This is a genomic window from Lentibacillus sp. L22, assembly GCF_040812445.1.
Classification (GTDB): Bacteria; Bacillota; Bacilli; order Bacillales; family Amphibacillaceae; genus Lentibacillus_C; species Lentibacillus_C daqui.
In genome coordinates this window covers 1-24537 of record NZ_JBFNXI010000003.1, presented here as the reverse complement: position 1 = coordinate 24537, position 24537 = coordinate 1, and the positions used below count along the sequence as shown (strand labels likewise).

Below are 24537 nucleotides of genomic sequence, written 5' to 3'. Positions count from 1 at the left end.
TTAATTGAATAGTTTGAAAAGATAAATGAAAATCGCTCGTAACGAAACATGGATAAACTATTGGAAGGTGATTTGAATGGGTTATGTGTTACCCGTTTCTGAATATCAATACCAGGATTATAAAAATCGGATGGTTGGTGATAAGCGAGGTCAATTTTATATTGAAGGACCGTATAAAATCAGCTTGAAGGCATATGGTTACCAAACCCTTCAGAAAAAACCACAGCGAATTAATGCAAGTATCTAAGAAAGGGGCTGTTTGTGGGAAAGGGTATGTCAGCATCGTGTGAACACGAACCCAAATGTTATCATTATCCAAAAAACAGCCCGCCATATGATGACGGACTGTTTTTTATTCCAAATTCTTAATCATGGTAACGTGTGGGATACCTGCATCAAGGAATTCCCCCGAAATCGTTTCGTAGCCCAGTCGTTTATAAAATTTTTCCGCATGAGTTTGTGCATTTAATTTTGCTTTTTGATACCCGTTTTCCATTATTTCTGTTTCCATTTTCCTGATCAGTTCAGAACCATATGATTTTCCGCGTGCATCTTTCATGACACAGATACGCTCCAACTTACCATAATCTTCCGTAAAACGTAGTCTGCTGGCAGCGATGGCATGATTATCCTGAATCCCAATAAAGTGGATTGCTTCTTTATCGAAATGATCAATTTCTTCTTCCGGCGGTACGTGCTGTTCGTCAACAAATACTGTGGTACGTACCTGGAAGGCTTGTTTGATTTCTTGCTCAGTTCGGGCACGTTTGATAATCACACGTATTCCTTCCCAAACACAAAAGATTCATAAACAGTCCACGAGCCATTATCTAACTGATAAAGTAATTGAAAACGATCAATGGTATCCTCAATTTTGAAATCTTTCATTTTTAAGCTGCCAAAAATATCGGAGTACTCTTCATATTTTAATTTCTGGGCAATCGTGATATGTGGAACAAATGTATATTCCTCGCTCTCGGGGAATTTGTCGCTTTGCAGCTTTTCATGTAAATCGATCAATTCCTGAATCGGCTCCACTTTCAAATAAATGGTGTTGGTTACGGGAGCAAATGTACTTACTTTGTTCACGTTGATTTTGAACGGTTTTGTTTCGTTTGCAATATGTTTTAATTCGGTTACGAGCGTTTCCAGCTCATCATTTGTTGCATCAAACGCTTCCTTTAACGTAATATGTGGCGGAATTAACGCATAATGCGGATCATACCGTTTTCTATAAGAATTGACTTCATCTTGGACAGGCTTGGATGGAAAGGTAACAATACCGTACTTCATCATACAACCTCCTTGTTCTTATTTTACTCCCTATTATGATAGCACATTTATTCTATCATATGATTACTCTTCATTATAACAAAAAGTAACAACAGTTGAAAAGCATTTGTCGAAAATTTCATGATAATTAACACAAGGAATTCATGGTTCCAATATAGTGGTTAATGCCTGTTGCAAATCTTTTTGCCATGGTTTCCAAGTATGTGGGCCGTCCAGTTCATGGTAAAAATAGCTCATTCCTTTTGTGACCAGAAGTTTGTGCAAGTCTCTGTTTGGTGTCAGGAAGTCCTCTACGGAACCGTCTGTCGTATGTACAGCCGTTTCTTCTGTGCCAATTGTATGATAAATATCAAGTGAAGCAATATCACCGGCATTTGTCACAGCCTGTATTACGGTATTATTGACATAAGGTGACTGCATAATCACGTTACTAAATGTGTTGGGGTAATGAATAGCTGTCATTAATGCCAGTGTTCCGGCTAGTGAATCCCCCATTAATGTTCGTGACTGACCCATATGATAAGCGGGCAGCAAATCATCCAAAAATGGTACCACTTCATTGATCAAAAATTTGGTATATGCATTGTTTTGCTTACCGTTGGGATGATATTTCTCTCTGCGGTCAAATTTATCCCGGTAATGAATGCCGACAAATATGGTATTTGTAATTTCTCCCGTTTCATGAAGATTATCGCTTAATGTTGCTACCCTTCCCAATTGAAAATAATCGTCCCCATCCTGCATGATACAAATATGGTATTTGTATAAAGGAGAAAAAGCTTCAGGATAATAAATTTTTAATGTCATATCCTCATCCAAATACCGACTTTTAATTGTATAATCTTTCATTGTTCCTTTTCTTCGCAACAGCTCACACCTCACTTCCACACTTAAGTTTATCACGGATTGGGACAAAGAGACAGGTAAGAGCTGCCGATAAAGTGAATCACCGATAAAAAAAGGGCTTGTCAGGTAGCAGACTTATTGCTATAATACTTCATGTAAACAGATGATATATGGATTGGTTACCGTTAAAGTAACATTAATGTATCGCCGTTTTGATCGAAATTATATCAATCGATTCCGTAGCTCAGCAGGGAGAGCGCTACCTTGACAGGGTAGAGGTCGTTGGTTCGAGCCCAATCGGAATCATACCTAAAGAATCCTTAACTATAAAGGGTTCTTTATTTTTTATCCGTAAAAAGATATAATTGACCAATAAAAATAATGGGCGATTTTTGAAGGGAATAGTATATATTTGTCGAATCACTATAAGTATCAGCGTTAATAAGGAGAATAACATGAACTGGAAATTCTGGAAAAAAGAAAGATGAGACATCCTCGGAATGGGAATATGTACAAAAGGAATTTGCAACGGTGCAAACGTATTTAAAAAATGTTACAGATCAATTGACGAAATTAACCCGGGTCCAATTTAAATCGAATAAAAACATGGAGGAAAAGATGGATCAGTTTGCGAAAGAATTGTCAAATTACAACCAACAAAATGATTTAATGTCTGAGCATCAGCGTTATGAACGTCAACGGGATTTTACCATGGATACGATTGATTAGTTTGTTGGACGAAATGGATCACGTTTTGTCGGGATTAAAAGAAGATGATGCTGTTTGGAATCATTTGTTAAACCAATGGTCACAAATGTTGTTACGGAATTTGGAGGAACTAGGTGTTTATCAACTGGATGTATACGGGAAAACATTTAATCCAGAGGTTGCAGAAGCGATGAAGACAGTAGCCAAAGAATCTCTGAGTGTCGAGTCGATGGTTCCCTATCAAGTCGTAGAAGTACACTGCGCGAAGTTAAATAAATTGGCTCTCTATCATGCATACAGAAGCCACCTCTACAATCGATGATATTTTTTGGGTAGCGATCATGGAGGTGGTTGTTATAAGTAATGGAAATTTAGGATTGAACTCAGTAGATGTTTTGTAGTTTTCGCTCATGTTGTGCAGATTTACTTGATAGAAAGTTGACTGTCTCCTGGGTTTCGGTTAGTTCAACGCGTAGACCGGTAAATTTTTTATCGAGATTATCCAAACGTTTATCAACCTGCTTGAAACCCTCATTCATCTGATTCTGCAAATCCAATTTCGTCTGTTCCAGTTTCTGGTCGATGTGGTCAGAATATGATTGAAATCGCTGTTCCAGTTTCTGGTCGATGTGGTCAGAATATGATTGAAATCGCTGTTCCAGTTTTTGGTCGATATGGTCAGAATGTGATTGAAGACTCTGTTCTATTCTCTGATCAATGCGCTCAGAATGCGATTGTAGTGCCTGTTTGATTTTCTCATCAGTACGCTCAGAATGTGATTGTAGTGCCTGTTTGATCTTCTCATCAGTACGCTCGGAATGCGATTGAAGCGCCTGTTTGATCTTCTCATCAGTACGCCCGGAATGTAATTGAAGTGCATTTAGAATTTCTTTTAGTGACGATTCTTCCATTTCATTAACCTCCTTCCTGTTAAATCTATTATACCGGATAAATGATTTTTGTGGAAGTGCGTTACAATTGGACGAAATTTGCTATAAAGCGTATAAAATTTGGTTTTACAAGTGGAATTCCGACGAATAATTGATTTCTACTTTACAAACCAGTTTTTATGGGATTCTTTTTCTTGAAAAATAATTATATTTTTAATGGGCTTTTTTCGTTCAGTCTCTACTACATATTTAAAACACATAATCTCAATAACTAGGGGAACAATATATGCCAACAAGTAAATTTTATCGGGGGTATAAATATTGGGACAGCAGCATTTACACCAGCAACTGCAAAAAGCCAGTCAGCAAATTAATGAGGCTAAAACTTCGATTCGTAATGCACAGGGGTCTGATGCGCAATTGCTTGAACAAGCTGAACACCAGCTGCAACAGGCGGAGGAGGAATTGCATAACGCACGTCTTCAGGCTGGAACAGAGGCAACGGATAATCCGCAGTTTCAACAAGCGTCCGAGCAGCTGCATGATCTACGTCAACAGGTACAAGAAGCACAGCAGAATAACAATGATATTTTATAACGATTAAATAAACAAAACAGTTGTTAAAGACTCACTAACAACTGTTTTGTTTATGTTTTTGTAATTTAAAGGTAAGAGGTTAACTAATTTTATCTGTCACTTGTTCATTTGCCGGTGCTTTATGACCTTTAATAATGCGATAGAATCCGATCACTAATAATGGAAGGCCGAATACAACCAGCATACAATATCCCAGAATCGTGTAACCTATTGATACGAGATCACTGATACCTACACCAGAAAGTATGGCGGAAAGGATAAGTGCAATAATGGCAACTGTTCCGTCCATCCCTTTGGACATCTGTTTTTTGCCAACTTCTTCAAGGTTGTAATTCACCCGGTCGATAAACGCATGAATAAGTCCTGTTGCCGTTTCAATTAATGTCCAGCCAACAACGATTCCGAAAATGATAACAACCCATAAGCCATATCCATTAAGCATATGCAGCCATGGTACTTCTGCGTTGAAAACTGTTTCGCTAGGATAATAGCCCATCAAAGCGACATAGGTTAAAAACCAAGGAACGGTCATTAGTACACCAGCTACGATGCCAGCGATGATCGTATCTTTCATCGACTTTTGCCGTCTTAGTGTAAATAATGCTGCTGGATAAACAGCCAGGTTGTACCCAACATAAATGATGCCTGCCCAAATGACGGACCAAACGGTAAAGTTACCGCCAAAGCTGGTATCACCGGCAGCGAATACTTCCTTGATTTCGCCTTTCGTGGATGAAATAACCAGGATCGCAAAAATGATATAGCCGGAAAATAAAGCAACGGTACCAATCGTTTTGAAACGTTCAATGAGTTTATCTCCGTAAAAGTTTAAAAGTCCTGTCAAAATTGCAATAATCGCAACCCCAACCCAATAATTAAATCCAAGAGTGGTGTGTAAAATTGATCCGGTTGCTGCGATAACAATAGAAATCATTAAAATCGCCAGCAGGAAATAGATGATGTCAAATAAGAACCATAAAGGACCCAAGAGTCGCTTGATCATACTGCGGTAATCATAGGTCCTGAACCTTCTGGCAATCTCAAACATGAGAAATGCCATCAAAGCAAATCCAATGATAATAAAAACCCCGGCAACCCAGCCTAATGCTCCAAATCGTGCTCCGTATTGAACCACTTCTCTTCCTGTTGCATACCCACCTCCTATTAATGTTGACTGCAGGACAATACCGGGTACAATATACCTGCCGAATGCACCGTCAAAAAAGCTGCCCTTCACATTGTTTGCCAATTTTTGCCCACCTCATTTCGTTTAAATCACCTGCCTACTTTAAAATTTATACTATTTTGACAAGAATGTAAATACATTTAACGAAATTTTGCGCAAAGTATGATTCGGTAAAGCAGATTTTGACGGTGTATCCAATGCTGTTATACCTTTTGCTTTATACCGTTTACATGTATGGTGCTGCTTGCTGTTTTAGCGTTTATAATTTTTCATTAAGTTCCTAATAAGCTTTGAAAAAAGAGCTCACCAATTCTTCGGATACATCTGCTAATTGCTTGTATCGATATTGTGGCTGGTGGTCTTTATCAACTAGCACGGACCGGACGCCTTCAAAAAAATCTTCATTCCGCATAAAATGATGGGCAAGTATACGATCCGTTTCCAGGCATGCTTTGAGTGTTTCTCCTTCTCCTTTGATTAATTGTGCCAAAGTTACTTTTAAAGAGACAGGTGATTTGGAAAGAATCGTTTCTCTTGTCTTAACTGCAAAATCACTTGTATCTTTTGTCAAGGCATCGATGATTTCTTCCACACTATTAAAGGGAAAATATCGGTCAATATCTGCTTGTAGTGATGCCAATGTTCCATCTGTTTTTGGTTGTTCTGTATAGGCATCCAGGAGTTCTTGGAGTTGTTTTCCCGTGTTGGTTGTATGCCAGTTTGTTGTTTCGATTTGATGCAGTAAGTCTGTTAATCTATCACTCGGGATAAAAGCGTCCGCACCACTTATGTACAGTACGTCAGCCGCATGAAGTACGGTGGCTGTCAGAGCAAGGTAGCGTCCAATGTAACCAGGTGCTTTGTTTAAATAGTAGGCGGCTCCAACATCTGGGAAAAAGCCGATATTCATTTCCGGCATCGCCCATTTGGTGCGTTCCGTTATGATACGATGGCTTGCACCATAGGAAAGACCGATACCGCCGCCCATGACGATACCGTCCAAACAGGCAACAATTGGTTTGGAAAATTGTGCTACCAATTCATCTGTTTGATACTCAATTGCAAAAAATTGTTCAGCTTCCTGCAATATCTCCGAGTCCTGTCTGGCCTTGTACAATGCTTTCATATCTCCGCCAGCACAAAATCCTTTAGAACCAGCGCCTTTAAGAATAACCATCTGAATGGCCTGATCCTGCTCCCATTCCTGAATTTTTTGCTTCATTGGAACTAGCATGTCATACGTCAAAGCATTGATTGTTTTGGGACGATTAAGAGTAATGGTAGCAACACCATTTTCATTGGTCGTAAATAATATTGCTTGGTCTGTCATGGATGAAACACTCCTTTTTAGATTGTTTGAATGAAGGTGTTCACAGTCGATGAAAGCCAGAACACCTTCTGTTGCATCCTTGGTAAAAAAGCGCTGCAAATTGTTTTGTAATCATTAAGGCAATAGGAAGCAGCTCATCTACGGAAGCGGTTACTAGAATGATATCAATTGTTTATGTCTATTTGCCACTTATTTGTTTAGTCTGGAAACTTGTAGGATAGTATAAATGATATATTTTGGTGGATATAACAGTACTTTCTTCATTTTTTATTTTTCTCCAGGTTACATCATGTAAAAATTCACTTTTATCCTAGATGAAAAATCAATTTCTACTACCAATTTACAACCTATATTTAACTTTTCCATTTTTGCCATTTAAACAAAAAACCGTAATAATAATGATGGAATTCAAACAAAAATCGAATATAATAAAGGAAAGAGGGAAAAACGTGGGGTATACGGTTAACAATGAGCATGACGTATAAAGGGATCTTTGTAAAAAGGCTCCCATCAGAATATCAAACAGAAGCGGAAAATATTATTAATCAAGCAAAACCTAATTTGAACAATAAAGGAGATTACTATGAATATTGTTGTCGCGCCGGATTCATTTAAAGGGAGTTTAACATCAGTTGAGGCGTCCGAAATAATGAAATCGGCTATAATGGATGTTAACAATAGTTATTTCGTCACAAAAAAACCGATGGCAGATGGTGGGGAGGGGACACTGGATTCTTTACTCAATGCTAGCAACGGCGAACGTATAGAGGTAGATTGTACTGGGCCTTTGGGGGATAAAATAACCACTTCATATGGAATTATAAATACAAATACGGCGGTTATTGAGTGCGCAAATATTGTAGGCTTAACACAAGTACCTGACAATGAACGTCATCCAAACAATACAACAACATATGGCATCGGCGAAGTCATTGTTCATGCATTTCATATGGGGTGTGATTCCTTTATTATCGGGTTAGGTGGCAGTTCTACAAATGATGGCGGGTTGGGAATGCTGCTTGCTCTGGGAATGGACGCTTGGGATGCAAATGGTGAACAGATAACCGGGTATGGACGAGATTTGTATCGCGTGAAAACGATTAAATTTGATCATATGGACAAAAGATTGACCAAAGCAGAATTTAAAGTCGCAAGCGATGTAGAAAATCCATTATGTGGCGAGTTAGGGGCAACTCATGTTTTTGGTCCACAGAAAGGTGTGCCTAAGCATGAAATAAAACAATTGGATAAAGCTTTAGGTCGTTTTGCAAATGAGGTTGAAGCTAATCTCAGCATCAATGTGCAAGAAAGACCAGGAGCAGGAGCAGCGGGAGGCTTAGGCTTTGCGCTTATGTCAATTGGTGGCAGCTTGGTTTCCGGTGCAGAATTAATAGGGGAAACAATACGTATTGAAGATGCCATTAAAACTGCTGACCTCGTTATTACCGGGGAAGGGCAGAGTGACGAACAAACCCTTTATGGAAAGGCACCCGGTTATGTTGCCACAATCGCAAGGAAATACGACGTTCCAGTTGTTTTAATTTCCGGAAGTCTCAACGGGGATTTAGACTTATTACGAGAAAGATTTTCCGGCTGCTTTTCCATTATTAATAGGCCATTGTCATTAGAGCAATGTTTTAACGAAGCTGGTGAATTGCTCTTTGATCAAACAAAACAGGTCGTTCATTTTATGGGAAATGTAAGGTAGTGATTTAGTAGATGATGAGTTTGAATGATAACGAAACGGAATGATAATGCACAGATTTAAAAGTTGCTAGAAAATCGCAAAAAAGCTGTTTCTGGCCTTTTGGGCATTGAAATTATTAAGAGGAAGAGTGGCAGACTTTACATCGTTGCAATAACTTTACGTAACTTTACGTTTTGCCCTTTGCAAAGTCCTTAAGCCTTAATTGGAAGTCGTTTCATTTATCGCATCTTTCGTCGACATTATATGTTTTTTCTCACTCTTATCGACAATAGCTGCTCCAATCAGATCACCGGTCACATTACAGCAGGTAAAAACCATATCGGTTAACACATTTACACCTGCTGTAAGACCAACAATTTCAATTGGAAGCCCTGCTTGTGTAAATACAATCGACATACCGATTAACCCCGCTCCAGGTACACCGGCAGTACCCACTGCAGCTAGTGTTCCGGTCAAGATAATAGCAACAATTGCGCCGATTGAGAGATCATAACCGACAATATTGGCAGCAAACACAACGCCAACCCCAAAATGAATTCCGGAACCGTTCATATTGACAGTGGCACCAATTGGCAGAGTAAAATTGGCCACTCGATCACTGATACCTGCTTTATGCGCATTTTTAATGGTGATTGGGAGCGTACCTAAACTACTGGCCGTAACAAAAGCTGTCATCATTGCTTCACGTATGTCACGGAAAAATTTCAATACAGGAACTTTAAAAATTAATAACAATATCGAAAAAATGATAAACATATGAATCGCAACGCCAAGATAAGATGCACCGACATATTTGGCTAATGATTGTAAGGTATGAAGCCCTTGATTACCAATGGTTGATGCCGTAATTCCCAACACGCCAACTGGTGCATATTGTAAGATACCATTTAAAATTCGAAAGCTCACCTCACTGCCACCTTCCATCAACTTCAACAATAGCGATCCCCATTCGTTCATGTGTGATTCCGTGGAATTGCGCATGAAGGAGATGGCAAACCCAACAATCACCGCTAAAAAGACAATGCTCAAAACATCACCATCGACAAGGGATTGAAATATATTTGCAGGTATGATTTGTAACAATACATCAATTAGCGATGGTGCTTCTGAAACTTCCATATTCGTGCTGGTTGGCAATTCCAGGCCGCTTCCGGGGTTAATCATTTTGGCAATCACAAGACCAAGAAATACGGAGATAGCAGTCGTAATAATGTAGTAGGGAAAAATTTTACCACCAATACGTCCTAATTCTTTGGGATTGGCATTATTTACGGAAACAATGATTGTCAATAGAATGAGAGGAATGACGATCATTTTCAAGAGATTTAGAAACACATCTCCCAAAGGCGCCAACACACTTGCTGACTGACCGAAAATCAAACCAACGATAATTCCCAGCAAAAATCCAACCGAAATTTTCGAGATAAACGACTTTCCCAGGTACCATTTCCAGAGCTTATACATAGGAAATCCCTCCATATAACCTTTTAAATATATATTATGATAACGGATACATGATTAATGACCTAGCTTTGTCTTTTCCTGTGGTTATTGCAGTAAAAGAAATTGATTACGAAAAATTAATTACGATGATTTCATTAAATTAAAAAACTCTCGGACAAGAACATAATGATTGTTTGATTTTTCAGTTGCTCCAGGTCTACAATTAAAGTATTGCAAGGCTGATGATAACAGAAACTAAGGAGAGGTAAAGATGTGGTATGAAAACAGAATCACACAAGATTTGCATATCAAATATCCAATCGTTCAGGCGGGGATGGCTGGAGGTGTTACAACGCCTGAACTGGTTGCTGCTGTTTCCAATACTGGTGCCCTTGGGACGCTTGGTGCCGGTTATATGAGTCCGGAACAGATGGAAGAGAGTATTCAGAAGATTAAACAGCTCACGAATAACCATTTTGGCGTGAATTTATTTATTCCGGAAACTCCGGATGTATCCGAAGAAGAAATCGAACAAGCAAATGAATGGCTCCGGCCTTTTCGGGAAGAATTGAATATTTCGGAAATACCAAAAGTGAATAAACCATCCACATCTCTTTTTGAAAAGCAAATGGAGATTGTGATAAAAGAACGAATTCCCGTATGCAGTTTTACATTCGGTATGCCAACTAAAGAAATGGTAAACGAACTGAAGAAGGCCGATGTGACGGTGATCGGAACCGCGACGACCGTAAAAGAAGCGATCGCCAACGAGGAAAACGGTATGGATATGGTAGTTGTACAAGGAAGTGAAGCTGGAGGTCATCGTGGAACCTTTATAGGATCATTTGCGGAGGCGATGATCGGGACAATGGCACTTGTTCCGCAAACCGTGGATCATGTCGATATTCCGGTGATTGCAGCAGGCGGTATCATGGACGGGAGAGGTGTTCTGGCAGCTCTGGTATTGGGTGCTGAAGCTGTCCAAATGGGAACGGCCTTTGTCACTAGTCTGGAAAGCGGAGTGGCGGAACAACATAAAGAGGCGATTTTGAACAGTCATGAGGATCAACCGGTTGTGACCTCATCATTTAGCGGTAAACCTGCAAGAGGCATCAGAAACGAGTTTATCACAAAAATGGCAAAATATGAGAATAAACTGCCGAAATATCCGATTCAAAATACGCTAACAAAACCGATTCGCAGTGAAGCAGGTAAACAAAATCGGCCTGAATGGATGTCCCTTTGGTGTGGTCAAAATCCACGTTCAAGTAAACAACAATCCGCTGGTGAAATGATTTCGGATATGATTTCTCAAGTTGATGGTATGGTGAATAATAAAGAGGCAAGGTAGTTGATTCATGATGGCTTACTTTCATACCTTGTCCGTTGTTCTAAGCTGTTTTGGGTAAACATAGAATGTATTATTAGTGCCCAAAGGTGGTGAGCATGATCGAAACAGCGTATTTGGATATTGATGGGATGCATTGCATCAACTGTCCAATCAAAATTGAAAAAGCCGTTTCAAAGATGCAAGGTGTCATTGAAATTGAAGTGGACTGGCAGAATGGAATGGGTTGTGTAACATTCGATCAAAGTTTGATAACCATGGCAGATATTGTTGACCGAATTCATAGGGTTGGGTTTTCAGCGAAAGTGGCTCAGGTTCATACATTATAATAGATAGACTTTATTTCCGTGGGGGTGATGCCTGCGGAATTTTTGTTTTGAAAATCACGAGATGCATCTGGGCTGGTAAAAGTAATGTTTCAAAACAGATACTATTAAATCTATGAATACTGATCAAATACCTCAACATATGAAAGGTAATCTAGTATAATAATGGCTATTGTCCGTTTTCTGCGGGACATTATTTAGACTAGCAGATTCTTTTACGAATGGATAACATTATTTTTTAGACCGAGAAAGAAGGAATTTCATTGAAACAAACAAAGGAGAAATTATGGACATGGCAATATATACTTGCTGTTACATTAACTTTTTTATTCTTCCTAAGTCTGCAAGCCTTATTAGGTGGTTTTCCGGTTTATGTGACGGAAATTAGTCACAATCCTGCAAATGCTGGTTTTATGACGACCGCATTTATGTTTGCGGCGGTTGTGTCCCGGCCGATTATGGGAATGATGATGCATAAAATTAACATGAAAAAGTTACTGGTATTATCCATTGTTTATATTTTTTTCATGATTTTGTTTAGTTTTATTTGGGAATCTATACCCGCTTTGGTTATCTTGAGAGTGTTTCAAGGGTTGGGATTTGGTGTTACGACGACACTATTAGCTACCGTGGTGACAAACGTGGTTCCAAATCACCGCCTGGGCGAGGGAATTGGTTATTATGGTATGGCGACCAGCGTGGGTACAACGATTGGCCCTATGGTTGCGCTATTTTTTATTCATTCCGTATCGTTTTACGCGTTACTTATTTTTTCGCTCGTCCTTATAGTCGCTATTCTTGCTGGTGCAATGTTGTTTAAACGAGAAGACATGGAAGAAGTGCATGACTATGACAAAGAACAAGTGCAAAATACATCGTTATTACAATCGGCTTTTGCGGGTAAAGCGTTTATTCCGTGCTTATTGCTATTTTTATTTTATATCACCTTTACTGGTAATGTGAACTTTCTTGATGGTCTCGGAAAATCGGTGGGAATGAGTGATACTTCTTTCTTTTTCTTCATTCTTATGATTATGCTACTGATAACCAGACCATTTTCCGGTAGAATCTATGATAGAAGAGGACATAAAGTGTTGCTTTATCCTTCCGCTATTTGTGCGATTATTGGCTTGATGATGCTTGCCAATATGCAAAATATGAGCACGCTGGTAATAGCAAGTGTTTTTTATGGTTTGGCATATGGTGTGATGCAACCAACATTGCAAGCGTGGGCGGTCAGCCGGGTGCTTCCAGGCAACAAGGCAACAGCAAATGCAATGGCATTGAGCTTTATGGACTTAGGACATGCAGTTGGTGCTATCATCCTTGGTACAGTCGTCAGTAGGGTTGGCTATAGTTCCATGTACGAATTTGCCACAATACTTGGTGTTGTGCTTTTACTGGTTTATTTCGTATTTAATTTGGAGGGCAGATGGATCAAAAGTAAACGGAGACAGGCGACAAATTCATTGTAGAGATGGGAATAAGCTAAACAAATTCGATGAAAACACATAAATCAAACACCTTCCATTCATACTAAACGTATAGATGGAGGTGTTTTTTTATGGAAAATAAAGATTTTGAACAAGTATATGATGAATACAGGAATCAATCGGATATGGAAGCTGGCAGTGCTTCAGCGCATCTGAGGCAAGAACAAATAGTGGCAGTCCGTAAGAATGATGACGGTGATATTATTGCCTTTAAAACGGAAAGCGGCAGGGAATTGGACTATATAACTGCACTTGATGAAGCGAAAGCAGGCAAGCTGGCACATGTAGATGTGTTCCATAAATATGGCCGCGATATCATTCGCAGTGAACCAGACGGGATAAAGGAGAATAACCTGGATAATCTGGACAGTTTTTAAGGTGTAAGTCCCCCCTTACACAATTACGTTCGTGTGATGGGGGGCTTTAATGCTTCGGAGGGTTAGACCCCGAATTTCACCGTTTCCGTACTTTTGCAGAAATATATTACGTAATGTTCGTGTTTACCCTTGACAATCTATTATCCTACTGATAAATTAAGCAGTATAATAAATTACGAATGAATTGGTAAAAATCAATCTGAATGTTCGTTATTAGTTAGAAATAGGCTTGAATATCGCTGGCATCAAGGGGGAAACATCATGAACAATAAAATAACGGAAAAATTATTTAAATTAACCGCACATCGAACAAATGTGAGAACGGAATTTACCGCAGGATTAACTGTTTTTATGACGATGCTCTATGTTTTAATCGTTGTACCAGGTATGCTGGAAGAGGGTGGAATACCCAAAGGTCCGGTAACAATTGCCGTGATTCTGATGACCGGTATCATCACAATTATCATGGGACTTTACAGTAATCGTCCATTTGCTTTAGCGCCGGGTCTTGGTTCCGTTGCTTTTTTATCGGTTACATTAGTTGTATCAGAGGGGATCCCATGGCAAGTCGGGATGGGAATGGTATTTATTTCGGGTGTTCTATTTGTTTTATTTACGATTTTGGGTTTGCGACAGCTTATCGTCAAAGTAATGCCGCCTGCAATCAAACTTTCTATCGGAGCAGGGGTTGGGTTATTTATCGCATTAATTGGTTTTCGCAATGCAGGGCTTGTGGTAGCGAGTGAAGATGCCAATTCATTGCAGCTTGGAGATATCGGCTCACCAAACGCAATTTTAGCATTAATTGGTTTCATGATTATGAGTGTACTGTTGGCAAGGAATGTGCGTGGGCACCTGTTGATTGGTATTGTTATTGTCACATTAATCGGCATACCAATGGGGGTTACCAAATTGCCGGATTCGGTCTTTTCACTTCCACAAAGCATCGCACCGGTAGCCTTTAAATTGGACATTATGGAGGCATTAAAGATCTCCTATTTTCCGTTTATGTTGGCATTTTTTGTACCCGATTTCTTCTCGAGTCTTGGTACCATGTTAGGAGTAGCTAGCAAAGGAGATATGTTGGATAAAAATGGGGATTTGCCGAATATTGATAAACCATTTTCCGTTGATGCTGGTGGCACCGTGCTGGGCTCTTTGTTCTCTGTCCCTGTTATGAGCACCTATGTGGAATCAGCAGCAGGAGTTGAAGCTGGCGGACGTACTGGCTTAACATCGGTAACGACCGGTATTTTATTCCTGCTTACCTTATTTATAACGCCGCTGATCATGATTATTCCAACCGAGGCAACGGCGCCAGCGCTCATTTTGGTTGGATTAACGATGCTATCTTCGGTTAAAAATATTAATTTTGCTGATGTAACCGAATCATTGCCAGCATTTATGACGATCGTTATTACCATATTCACCTTTAACTTTGGAAATGGTATTGCCGCTGGAATCATCATTTATGTGGTAGTAAAAAGTCTATCAGGAAGATTTAGGGAAGTACATTGGGGTCTGTATATCGTGATGATCCCATTAATTATTTATTTCATCACATTAGCTGAATAATAAAGAGAAAAGGAGTGTTGACATACATATGCGTGAACACATTGTTGCCGCTGCACGCGGAGATGAATTAATGGATACGATTATTCGTGGAGTAAACTTGGTCAACGTTTTTACAGCGGAAATTTACCAGGCAGATATTGGCATGAAAGAAAATCGGTTTGCAGCGATTGCCCGGTATGAAAATAACCAGCCAACATTCCCGATGGAGGGGAAACATGAGATAGATGCAAAAGGAAAATATGCCGTTCCAGGCTTGATCGATTGCCATGTGCACATTGAAAGCACGATGATCCCGCCAGATATGTTTGCCAAAGCGGTTCTAAGACATGGCACAACGGTTGCAGTGATTGACCCACACGAAATTGGCAATTGTTTAGGTGCAGAAGGGGTAAAGTATATGGTGGAAGCAAGCAAGGATCTGCCCGTGAAAATTTTAACTACCATTCCTTCCTGTGTACCGGCTGTGCCTGGCTTGGAAACTGCAGGAGCAGAATTCAATCCGGATGATATGGAGGCACTGTTGCAATTACCGAACGTTGTGGGAGTGGCTGAATTAATGGATTATGTCGGTGTCATTAAACAAAACCCAAGAATGGCGGGCATTGTTCAGAAGGGCTTGGATGCTGGTGTACGGAATGAAGGTCATTTGCCCAGGGTTTCGGGTCGTGACCTGCATGCCTATTTAGCCGCAGGGGTCAATTCCGATCATGAGAGCCGCACGAGTGAAGAGATTGTGGAAAAACTGCGTGCCGGTATGCTGGTTTATATACGTGAATCCAGTGTCAGCCAGTTTGCCGATATAGCCGCAGAGGCTTGGAAATCTGTACCACATGTCTCCAATATCGCTATGTGTACGGATGATGTAGAGCCAAGTGATATGTTAAAAAATGGGCAAATGAACCGTGTCGTTCGCCGGTGTATTGAGGAAGGGATACCGGCAGCATTGGCGATTCGATATGCATCATTAAACGGTGCCATTCGTTATGGCTTGCATGATCGTGGCGCAATTGCAGCCGGATATCTGGCTGATTTTTCCTTAGTAGACGATTTGAAAACGATGGAAGTCAATGATGTATTTGTAAGTGGGAAACAATTGGTGGCAGACGGTCAGGTAACCGAAGAAATCACCAGTGCAATTCCACCGTTGCTAAGAAATACGGTGCGTATTCCGGAATTGACAGAGGAAGATTTTATCATCCATGCACCCGTGGAAAATGGTACGGTTACATTAAATACAATGGAAATTACAAAAGTTGGTACAACAGAAAAAGGAACATTGAAATTGCAGGTAAACGATAGGAAAATAACATCGCTGCCAGAGGATTATGTGTTTGCATCTGTTACTGGCCGTCATGGACAAAATCGGGAACCGTTTGTCGGTGTATTGAAAAATTCCGGCCTTCGTCATGGTGCCTATGCGACAACGGTTGCGCATGACAGTCATAATTTAGTTGTTGTCGGAACAAATGCATATGATATGTTATTGGCTGCAGAGCAGGTACAAAAAGCTGGTGGCGGATTATGTTTGGTGAAGGACGGTCAAATCAGGGATCAATTGCATTTACCATTAGCTGGTTTGATGTCACCTGAGCCAATCGAGGAACTTTCACCAAAAGTTGAACGTTTTAGCGAGATAGCCAAATCAATGGGAGTGAAAGTAGGCAGACGGTCACCAGCCATGGCCTTTTCTTCATTAACATTGACCGTTATTCCGGAAATCCGAATAAGCGATCTCGGCTTGGTCGATGTGGATAAGCAAGAGCTGATTCCGTTGTTTGTGGATGCGTAATTCAAACGACAATAAAAATTTCTGGTAACAAAGCATGGGGTTTTTGCTAACTTCATGCTTTTTATCTATATTCGCACTTGGGTTCATAAAGTGCTGATTTCATTGTTTTCTACCAAATAAGTGATTAGTTTACGCTCCATTAATTCATGCTTTAAATTATAAAAATTCATGATATCATAGTTGAGAGTGATACGGTGATACAGATAGTTTTAAGTTAATTTACCCAAATATATTTTTACCATTGAAAGAACGTGTGATGTAAATGTACGGTATTGAAAAATCAGTCTACAATCATTTGATGAACTATTTTAAACAACATGATTTTATTGTTAAAGTAACTTTATTTGGTTCCCGGGCAAAAAATATGGCGGCTTATAATTCGGATATTGATTTATGTATTTCAACAAAAGGGAACCAGAAAGCTGAAGTCAAGGAAGAAATAGATGAACTGGTTGGTATTTATTCATGTGATGTCGTATTTTGTGACGAATTAAATGCAGAATTAAAACAGCAGATTACAAGGGATGGCGTTGTTATCTATCACGCATGAACTGGCAGTAATACCCCCCACTTCAAGAACTTGAGGGGATAAACTGCCAGTAAATTCCTGAATGGTTCAACTTAACCACATTTGACGAAACTGGTTATCTCGGGAACAATAGGGCAAAAAGCAAAGGGAGATTTTATGTATAAAATTGTCTTCATTGATATTGACGGGACGCTGGTAAACAAAGAAAAGGTTATTTCTGATCCAACTAAAAAAGCGATCAAAAAATTACAGGATAAAGGGATTGAAATTGTCTTGGCAACAGGACGGCCACCATTTCATTTTCAAGAAATAGCTGGTGACTTGGATATCAGCTCATTCGTTAGTTATAATGGTACATATATGGTGCACGAGGGAAAAGTGATACAAAAATATCCACTGAAACGTGAATATTTGCAAACGTTGGTGCAACGGGCCAAACAATATAATCATCCACTCGTTTTTTCCGGAATGGATCAAGCGGTTTGCAATGTGAAAGATCATCCGGACGTAAATCATACATTCACTGAATTAAAGTTGCATTATACACCTGCGTTTAATCCTGATTATTGGGAGCAGGAAGACATATATCAAGTTGTGCTCTATTGCCAGGAAGATGAAGAAGAATTGTACACACAATCAGTTACGGATTTGTCATTTGTCCGGTATCATGAACTTGCGATGGATGTGATGCCAAAAGGTTTATCAAAGGCGCATGGTATTCGGGATATGCTCCGGCATCTTAATCTGACACCACAAGAAGCTGTTGCCTTTGGAGATGGCTTAAATGATCGGGAAATGCTGGAGTATGTTGGTATGGGCGTTGCAATGGGAAATGCACATCCGGATTTGATTCCACATGCCGATATGGTGACAAAAACGGTTGACGAAGATGGTTTGGCATATGGGTTAAAATGTCTTGGAATGGCGGAATGATGAAGATCAAACGCTCCTCTTTTTCATGGAAGAGGAGTGTTTCCTTGATTCAATAAAAGCAAGAGATTCATTCAAACTTAAATAGAAGATAAATTTGTAATGGGGGAAAAGCGTTGACATTAATTGCAATTGATCTGGATGGAACACTTTTATCACATGATGGTACGATCAGCGAAGAGAATAGGGAAGTTATTAAACAGGCACAACGACAGGGAAATACGATTGCCATTTCATCTGGCCGCTCGCTGCATGATACACAGGAAATATTGCATCTGGCCGGGTTAGACTGCTCGATTATAACGGGAAATGGTGCGGTCGTATTTCACGCGGGTGAACGAATTCAACATTTGATTATTCCGGTAAACGTAATGACAGACATCATGGATTTGATCGAAAAAATAGGATTATATTACGAAATTTATACGAATCAAGGAGTTTACATAGAAGAAGATGGAAAGCAATTCTTAATGGAAGAGATTGAACATATGCAGGAACAAACGGGCAATCTTGATGTCGAGCATGCCTATCAGATGCTTGATACCCAGTCGAAACAGGGTGGTATCACATATGTTCCCGATTACCATGCGATTGATTTCAAGCCTTTAGAGGTTTATAAGCTATTTGTTCTCTCGTTTGACCAAGAAAAACGGGACAAGCTCCAGGAGCAATTAGCAAAACGAAATGACATATCACTAACGACATCCGGTCAACAAAAACTGGAAATTGCACACCCAAAGGCAAGTAAGGGTAATGCGCTCCAATTTTTTGCCAATTATATGGGAATAGAGTTGGAAAATACCGTTGCAATGGGAGATAACTTAAATGATGTCTCCATGTTTGAAGTAGCCGGATTGGGCATTGCCATGGGAAATGCGGAAGAAAAGCTGAAAGAAGTGGCTGATTATGTATCGGTGCATCATGAGAACAATGGCGTGGCATATGGATTAAAGAAATGGGTTTTGCAGGAGGATTAAAACATACCATATATGAAAGGCAGGCTGGCCAACATGAATAACCGTGTTGGCCCGCGCTTTTTCCTATACTTAATATACCTTATCTCCATTAAAGATCGAATTCTTGACCACTACGTAATCAACAGTACGGATGGCATCCAATTTATTCCCGCCAGCATAAGAAACGGATGATTGCAAATCCTGTTTCATTTCGTTCAGAGTATCTTGCAGTGGTCCTTTATAATCTACATACATTTTTTTGCCCTCGACATTTTTCTTTTCACCTTTTTGAAATTCAGAGGCCGAGCCAAAATATTCTTTATAACGTTGTCCCTCTTTTTCAATTGTTTCACCAGGTGATTCTTCGTGACCGGCAAATAATGAACCAATCATCACCATGGATGCGCCAAAACGGATGGATTTGGCAATATCGCCATGCGTGCGAATCCCGCCATCAGCAATAATTGGTTTGCTTGCTGCTTTGGCACACCATTTTAGGGCAGCAAGTTGCCAGCCACCTGTACCAAATCCGGTTTTTATTTTGGTTATACATACTTTTCCCGGGCCAATACCTACTTTTGTCGCATCCGCACCCGCATGCTCCAATTCTCTAACCGCTTCCGGCGTACCAACATTTCCGGCAATAACAAAACTATCAGGCAAAAGCTGTTTAATATGTTGAATCATTTTGATGACCGCATTTGAATGACCATGGGCAATGTCAATCGTAATATATTCAGGAATAAGCTGTTCATCGGCCAATTGTTGAATGAACGCATATTCCTCCTTCTTAACTCCGACACTTATCGAAGCAAACAGCCCACGCTCTTGCATATCTTTAACAAAATGAAGTCTTCTTTCTGGCTTGAATCGATGCATGATATAAAAATAATTATGCTCTGCCATATAAAGGGCAATCTTTTCATCAATAATTGTCTGCATATTAGCGGGGACAACAGGTAGTTCGAATGTACGTCCGCCAAATGTTACCGATGTATCACATTCCGAGCGACTTTCGACCACACATTTAGCGGGAATCAATTGAATATCTTCGTAATCAAATACATTTTCCATGATATACACTCCTAAAAACGAATAATAAAATATTATAAATAAAAAATGTTCGTCTATTATCATAATACTTGATTTTTTGATGTGTGTCAATTAGCGGGGTATGCGGTTGATAATTTTTGTCAAAATGGACAATCTATATGAAGTACCTGATATGAGGAGGATCCATGATGTCTGAAGAAAACAAAAATCGCAATAAGGATAAAGGCAGACAAAACAATTGGACGAGACATGACAAGATTGGCAGAAACGACGCAGAGTTTTCCGAGGATAGTGAGTTTCTAAATTTGGACGGTAAGAAAAATAAACGAAAACGCAAATAAAAAGTAAAACAGGAAGGCTGTCCCATTGATTGGAGCGGCCTTTTTGTTTTACTGTGACCAATCAAAGTATGTGTGAAAGGAAATGTTTTAGGGTATGCCTACTTGTGAAAAATATTATACGGGCTTGTGATGTATATTCCGTGAAAATACAAAACCTTTTCGTTTTTCATTCGACAAATGTAAACTTTTTGTGTCAATGTATCAACAATAACATGAACATTATCATATAAGCTTTCTTAGCTATTTATCTTTTTGTATTGGATTGTTAAACTAACTGGTATCGAATTTACAAGTTAAACGTGATGTTGATAGTAAATAACCTTAGGAGTGTTACGAATGCGTGTGAACAAAAAAGGCCTGACACTTATACTAGTAGCAATTCTCTGTTTGTTGAGTGGTTGTGAACAAATGGCAATCTTTGACCCCAAAGGACCGGTTGCCGAAAGTCAGCGTAACTTGATTGTATACTCCCTATATTTTATGGGGGGGATTATTCTTGTTGTCTATGTGGCATTTACCATTATTGTGATCAAATATCGTAATCATAAAAATCGTACGGAGGAAAGCTATGATGGCAATATGCATGGGAATAATCTGATTGAAACGATTTGGACGGTCATTCCTATCTTGATTGTAACAGCGTTGGCTATCCCAACAGTTACGACCTTGTTTGATTTGGAAAAGCCACCAGAGGCATCGGTAGAAAACAGCTCAAAAGATCCGCTGGTTGTTTATGCAACATCTGCCGACTGGAAATGGATTTTCAGTTATCCGGAAGAGGGGATCGAAACAGTGAATTATCTGCACATCCCTACTGATCGCCGGATTGAATTCCGTCTGTCCTCTACAGGATCCATGGCTGCACTGTGGATCCCACAACTCGGCGGACAGAAATACAACATGGCCGGGATGGAGACCATTCTCTATTTGCAAGCGGATGAACCTGGTGTCTATAAGGGAATGAATTCCAATTTCAATGGGGAAGGTTTTGCTGAACAAAAATTCAAAGTACATGCGGAAGATCCCGGCGCGTTTCAGGATTGGGTGAAGGACAAAAAAGCAAATGCACCGAAATTGACACAAAAGCAATACGACCAATTAATTAAGCCTGGGCTTACGGATAAACAGACATACTCATCGACCCACCTGGATTGGGTAAATCATGGAACCCATGCAGGAATGGATTATGAAATCTCACGTTTCAGGGATTTATACAAAGAGTCAATAGGTTTGGAACGTAAAACGGTAAAAGAAAGTATAGAAAATGAAAAATAGAAAGTTGGTGAATCCATGAAACTAGATGAATTTTTCGTTACCGGTGAACCGCTGATTTATGGCGGTATGGTTGCTATTGTACTCGTGACGTCAGCGATCATTTTTATCCTGACTTATTTTAAAAAGTGGAAATGGCTGTGGCAGGAATGGCTGACAACGGTTGATCATAAAAAAATTGGCATTATGTATATTTTAAGTGCCTTGGCGATGTTATTTCGCGGTGGGATGGACGCATTAATGATGCGCGCGCAATTGGCGGTTCCGAATTGGAACTTTTTAAACGCTCAGCATTATAATGAAATTTTCACTACGCACGGAACGGTTATGATCATCTTTATGGCGATGCCGTTTCTGATTGGTTTAATGAACATCGTTGTCCCATTGCAAATTGGTGCGCGGGACTTTGCCTTTCCGTTTGTGAACGCGATTAGTTTTTGGTCTTTCTTCTTTGGAGCGATGTTATTTAATATCTCGTTTGTTATTGGGGGATCACCTGATGCCGGCTGGACGAGTTACACCCCATTGGCTGGGGCGGCAATGAGTCCGGGACCTGGTGAAAACTTTTATTTACTAGGTTTGCAGCTTGCTGGTATAGGTACGTTAGCGACCGGTATTAACTTGATGGTAACCATCTTGAAAATGCGTGCACCTGGCATGAAAATGTTTCAAATGCCGATTTTCACCTGGTCTTCGTTGATAACCTGTTTTATCATTATCTTTGCCTTTCCAATTCTGACAATCGCACTTGCGTTGTTAACGATTGACAGGATTTTCGGGTCGCAATTTTTCACACTTACTGGTGAGGGATTGCCGATGATGTGGGCAAACCTATTTTGGATGTGGGGACACCCGGAAGTATATATTGTTATTTTGCCGGCGTTTGGTATCTTTTCGGAAGTCATATCGACCTTTGCCCATAAACGGCTATTCGGCTATAATGCGATGGTATGGTCAATCATTATTATCGCCGGGCTTAGCTTCCTTGTCTGGGTTCACCATTTCTTTACCATGGGAGCAGGCGCATTTGTCAACTCGGTATTCTCGGTTTCAACGATGTTGATTGCTGTACCAACCGGTGTGAAAATATTTAACTGGCTTGGTACTCTGTATAAATCAAAAATTGAATTTTCCACGGCCATGCTCTGGGCGTTGGCATTTGTTCCAAGCTTTGTGATTGGCGGGGTAACCGGTGTTATGTTGGGAATGGCCTCGGCAGATTACCAGTTTCATAATTCCTACTTCCTGATTGCACACTTCCATTACGTGCTGATTGCAGGAACGGTGTTTGCATGTTTTGCCGGTTTAACGTACTGGTATCCAAAAATGTTTGGATTGAAATTAAATGAACGGTTGGGTAAATGGGCCTTCTGGTTCTTCTTGATTGGCTTTCATGTTTGTTTCTTGCCACAGTATTTTATTGGCTGGGACGGGATGCCAAGACGGATATTCTATATCATGCCGGAATGGTTCACACTTAATTTCATTTCAACAATTGGCGCGTTCGGAATGGGAATTGGCTTTGCGATTTTCGTTTATAATGTTTATTATAGTTACCGGTATAGTCCACGTGAAGAGACTGGCGATGCCTGGGGTGGACGGACGCTGGAATGGGCAACGCCTACTCCGGTACCACCATATAATTTTGCGACATTGCCTGAAGTACATCAGTTGGACGCCTTCATGGAAATGAAGGAAAAAGGTGAAACAACCTTTGAGGAGAAAAAACTGCAGCCAATTCATATGCCAAACAATTCGGGTAAACCATTCATTATGATGTTGATCTTGTTCTTTGCAAGTTTTGCGCTTGTCTTTGAATGGATCCCACTTGCAGCTATATTCCTGGCTGGTGGTTTTATCATGATGATTATCCGGTCATTTGACTATGATGAGGGCTATCATATTAGCGTTGCTGAAATAAAACGTTTGGAGCGGGAAAGAAGGGGGTTAGATCATGAGTGAGCAACATGTAGAGTCTCGACCACTGGAATACCAATCGGAACAAGGACGGCTGAATATTCTTGGATTTTGGATCTTCCTTGCTGCTGAGCTTGCTCTGTTTGCAACCCTGTTTGCGACCTATGCTGTGTTATTTGGTCGTACGGCAGGCGCTCCCGAATCCGGGGAACTGTTTGAAGCAAAAGATACGTTGATCATGACCTTCTTATTGTTAACCAGCAGTTTCACCTGTGGAATTGCTATTCATGAGATGCGACGTGGTGCAAGGAACAGCTTGATGACATGGCTTGTGATCACATTAATTCTTGGCTTCTGCTTCCTTGGTTTTGAAGTCAATGAATTTGCCACCTATGTACAGGAAGGGGCAACATTGCAATCCAGTGCATTCTGGTCGGGTTTCTTTATTCTGGCTGGTACACACGGACTACATGTCACACTTGGAACGGTTTGGATGATCTGTTTGTTAATTCAGCTCGGACAACGTGGCATCACTAAGATCACCAGTCGAAAAGTATTTATTATTGGCTCAACTTTCGCAGCCCAAACTAGGCAGGTATACCTTGATATAGTTAGGTAATCCCGCAAACC

General features: G+C 40.1%; 26 protein-coding genes and 1 tRNA gene. 19 read left to right on the top strand and 8 right to left on the bottom strand.

Features of this window, described 5'->3' with window-relative positions; all coding sequences use genetic code 11:
* Positions 1–76 precede the first annotated feature (76 nt).
* On the top strand, positions 77–247 hold the full coding sequence (locus ABRT01_RS01920; protein ID WP_269409631.1) for a hypothetical protein: 171 nt from the start codon (positions 77–79) through the stop codon (positions 245–247).
* Positions 248–352: 105 nt separating this feature from the next.
* Here the strand turns inward: ABRT01_RS01920 and ABRT01_RS01915 are convergent, their stop codons facing one another.
* The 3 genes from ABRT01_RS01915 to ABRT01_RS01905 form a co-directional block, all read right to left on the bottom strand.
* The gene (locus ABRT01_RS01915; RefSeq protein WP_269409630.1) at positions 353–778 is read right to left on the bottom strand and encodes a GNAT family N-acetyltransferase; all 426 of its coding nucleotides are present in this window, start codon (positions 776–778) and stop codon (positions 353–355) included.
* Complete coding sequence (locus ABRT01_RS01910) at positions 775–1293, bottom strand: YjcG family protein (protein WP_269412576.1); 519 nt, start codon at positions 1291–1293, stop codon at positions 775–777. Before ABRT01_RS01910 ends, ABRT01_RS01915 begins: the two co-directional genes overlap by 4 nt.
* A 141-nt stretch (positions 1294–1434) precedes the next feature.
* A complete protein-coding gene (locus tag ABRT01_RS01905) occupies positions 1435–2160 on the bottom strand; it encodes an alpha/beta hydrolase (protein WP_367746188.1) in 726 nt (241 codons plus the stop codon).
* A gap of 212 nt (positions 2161–2372) precedes the next feature.
* Between ABRT01_RS01905 and ABRT01_RS01900 the strand changes: the two genes are divergently transcribed.
* The 3 genes from ABRT01_RS01900 (at position 2373) to ABRT01_RS01890 (ending at position 3169) form a co-directional block, all read left to right on the top strand.
* A tRNA-Val gene (locus ABRT01_RS01900) sits at positions 2373–2445 on the top strand.
* A gap of 225 nt (positions 2446–2670) precedes the next feature.
* Entirely contained in the window at positions 2671–2868 is a 198-nt protein-coding gene (locus ABRT01_RS01895; protein ID WP_269409612.1) for a hypothetical protein, read from the top strand.
* Entirely contained in the window at positions 2828–3169 is a 342-nt protein-coding gene (locus ABRT01_RS01890) for a hypothetical protein (protein ID WP_367746187.1), read from the top strand. The genes ABRT01_RS01895 and ABRT01_RS01890 overlap by 41 nt, the downstream gene beginning before the upstream one ends.
* A gap of 61 nt (positions 3170–3230) precedes the next feature.
* Here the strand turns inward: ABRT01_RS01890 and ABRT01_RS01885 are convergent, their stop codons facing one another.
* On the bottom strand, positions 3231–3758 hold the full coding sequence (locus ABRT01_RS01885; protein WP_367746186.1) for a hypothetical protein: 528 nt from the start codon (positions 3756–3758) through the stop codon (positions 3231–3233).
* Positions 3759–4058: 300 nt separating this feature from the next.
* Between ABRT01_RS01885 and ABRT01_RS01880 the strand changes: the two genes are divergently transcribed.
* On the top strand, positions 4059–4334 hold the full coding sequence (locus tag ABRT01_RS01880) for a hypothetical protein (RefSeq protein WP_269409609.1): 276 nt from the start codon (positions 4059–4061) through the stop codon (positions 4332–4334).
* Positions 4335–4413: 79 nt separating this feature from the next.
* On the opposite strand, the gene ABRT01_RS01875 is transcribed toward ABRT01_RS01880, so the two are convergent.
* The gene (locus ABRT01_RS01875) at positions 4414–5583 is read right to left on the bottom strand and encodes a YkvI family membrane protein (protein WP_269409608.1); all 1170 of its coding nucleotides are present in this window, start codon (positions 5581–5583) and stop codon (positions 4414–4416) included.
* A gap of 217 nt (positions 5584–5800) precedes the next feature.
* Positions 5801–6850: an enoyl-CoA hydratase/isomerase family protein gene (locus tag ABRT01_RS01870; protein ID WP_367746185.1), complete on the bottom strand. Its 1050-nt coding sequence runs from the start codon at positions 6848–6850 to the stop codon at positions 5801–5803.
* A gap of 583 nt (positions 6851–7433) precedes the next feature.
* On the opposite strand from ABRT01_RS01870, the gene ABRT01_RS01865 reads away from it, so the two are divergent.
* On the top strand, positions 7434–8558 hold the full coding sequence (locus ABRT01_RS01865) for a glycerate kinase (protein ID WP_367746184.1): 1125 nt from the start codon (positions 7434–7436) through the stop codon (positions 8556–8558).
* Between the two features lie 198 nt (positions 8559–8756).
* Here ABRT01_RS01865 and ABRT01_RS01860 read toward each other — a convergent pair whose 3' ends face one another.
* The gene (locus ABRT01_RS01860) at positions 8757–10022 is read right to left on the bottom strand and encodes a dicarboxylate/amino acid:cation symporter (RefSeq protein ID WP_367746183.1); all 1266 of its coding nucleotides are present in this window, start codon (positions 10020–10022) and stop codon (positions 8757–8759) included.
* Positions 10023–10272: 250 nt separating this feature from the next.
* On the opposite strand from ABRT01_RS01860, the gene ABRT01_RS01855 reads away from it, so the two are divergent.
* The 9 genes from ABRT01_RS01855 to ABRT01_RS01815 all read left to right on the top strand — a co-directional run bounded on the left by ABRT01_RS01855 (position 10273) and on the right by ABRT01_RS01815 (position 19345).
* Positions 10273–11352 carry an NAD(P)H-dependent flavin oxidoreductase gene (locus ABRT01_RS01855; protein WP_367746181.1) on the top strand — a complete coding sequence of 360 codons (1080 nt, stop codon included), beginning with the start codon at positions 10273–10275 and terminating at the stop codon, positions 11350–11352.
* 95 nt (positions 11353–11447) lie between these two features.
* Positions 11448–11678 (top strand): heavy-metal-associated domain-containing protein, encoded by a 231-nt coding sequence (locus ABRT01_RS01850; RefSeq protein ID WP_269409603.1) that lies wholly within the window; start codon positions 11448–11450, stop codon positions 11676–11678.
* Positions 11679–11938: 260 nt separating this feature from the next.
* Positions 11939–13150 (top strand): MFS transporter, encoded by a 1212-nt coding sequence (locus ABRT01_RS01845; protein ID WP_367746180.1) that lies wholly within the window; start codon positions 11939–11941, stop codon positions 13148–13150.
* Positions 13151–13239: 89 nt separating this feature from the next.
* A complete protein-coding gene (locus tag ABRT01_RS01840; RefSeq protein WP_367746179.1) occupies positions 13240–13545 on the top strand; it encodes a DUF3892 domain-containing protein in 306 nt (101 codons plus the stop codon).
* A gap of 261 nt (positions 13546–13806) precedes the next feature.
* Entirely contained in the window at positions 13807–15120 is a 1314-nt protein-coding gene (locus ABRT01_RS01835) for an NCS2 family permease (protein WP_367746178.1), read from the top strand.
* A 28-nt stretch (positions 15121–15148) separates the two neighbouring features.
* On the top strand, positions 15149–16909 hold the full coding sequence (gene ade / locus ABRT01_RS01830) for an adenine deaminase (RefSeq protein ID WP_367746177.1): 1761 nt from the start codon (positions 15149–15151) through the stop codon (positions 16907–16909).
* 262 nt (positions 16910–17171) lie between these two features.
* On the top strand, positions 17172–17459 hold the full coding sequence (locus ABRT01_RS01825; RefSeq protein WP_367746176.1) for a nucleotidyltransferase domain-containing protein: 288 nt from the start codon (positions 17172–17174) through the stop codon (positions 17457–17459).
* Between the two features lie 135 nt (positions 17460–17594).
* Positions 17595–18371 carry a Cof-type HAD-IIB family hydrolase gene (locus ABRT01_RS01820; RefSeq protein ID WP_367746175.1) on the top strand — a complete coding sequence of 259 codons (777 nt, stop codon included), beginning with the start codon at positions 17595–17597 and terminating at the stop codon, positions 18369–18371.
* A 113-nt stretch (positions 18372–18484) separates the two neighbouring features.
* The gene (locus ABRT01_RS01815) at positions 18485–19345 is read left to right on the top strand and encodes a Cof-type HAD-IIB family hydrolase (RefSeq protein WP_269409596.1); all 861 of its coding nucleotides are present in this window, start codon (positions 18485–18487) and stop codon (positions 19343–19345) included.
* A 69-nt stretch (positions 19346–19414) separates the two neighbouring features.
* On the opposite strand, the gene guaC is transcribed toward ABRT01_RS01815, so the two are convergent.
* Complete coding sequence (guaC, locus tag ABRT01_RS01810) at positions 19415–20398, bottom strand: GMP reductase (RefSeq protein WP_269409595.1); 984 nt, start codon at positions 20396–20398, stop codon at positions 19415–19417.
* Positions 20399–20565: 167 nt separating this feature from the next.
* Here guaC and ABRT01_RS01805 point away from each other — a divergent pair, with 167 nt between their 5' ends.
* The 4 genes from ABRT01_RS01805 to ABRT01_RS01790 all read left to right on the top strand — a co-directional run bounded on the left by ABRT01_RS01805 (position 20566) and on the right by ABRT01_RS01790 (position 24526).
* Entirely contained in the window at positions 20566–20718 is a 153-nt protein-coding gene (locus ABRT01_RS01805) for a hypothetical protein (protein ID WP_367746174.1), read from the top strand.
* Positions 20719–21054: 336 nt separating this feature from the next.
* Positions 21055–21993, top strand: coding sequence for a cytochrome aa3 quinol oxidase subunit II (qoxA, locus tag ABRT01_RS01800; protein WP_367746173.1), 939 nt, complete (start codon positions 21055–21057; stop codon positions 21991–21993).
* Between the two features lie 15 nt (positions 21994–22008).
* Positions 22009–23952 (top strand): cytochrome aa3 quinol oxidase subunit I, encoded by a 1944-nt coding sequence (qoxB, locus tag ABRT01_RS01795; RefSeq protein ID WP_367746172.1) that lies wholly within the window; start codon positions 22009–22011, stop codon positions 23950–23952.
* Complete coding sequence (locus ABRT01_RS01790) at positions 23945–24526, top strand: cytochrome c oxidase subunit 3 (protein ID WP_367746171.1); 582 nt, start codon at positions 23945–23947, stop codon at positions 24524–24526. Before qoxB ends, ABRT01_RS01790 begins: the two co-directional genes overlap by 8 nt.
* The last annotated feature ends 11 nt before the right edge of the window (positions 24527–24537 follow it).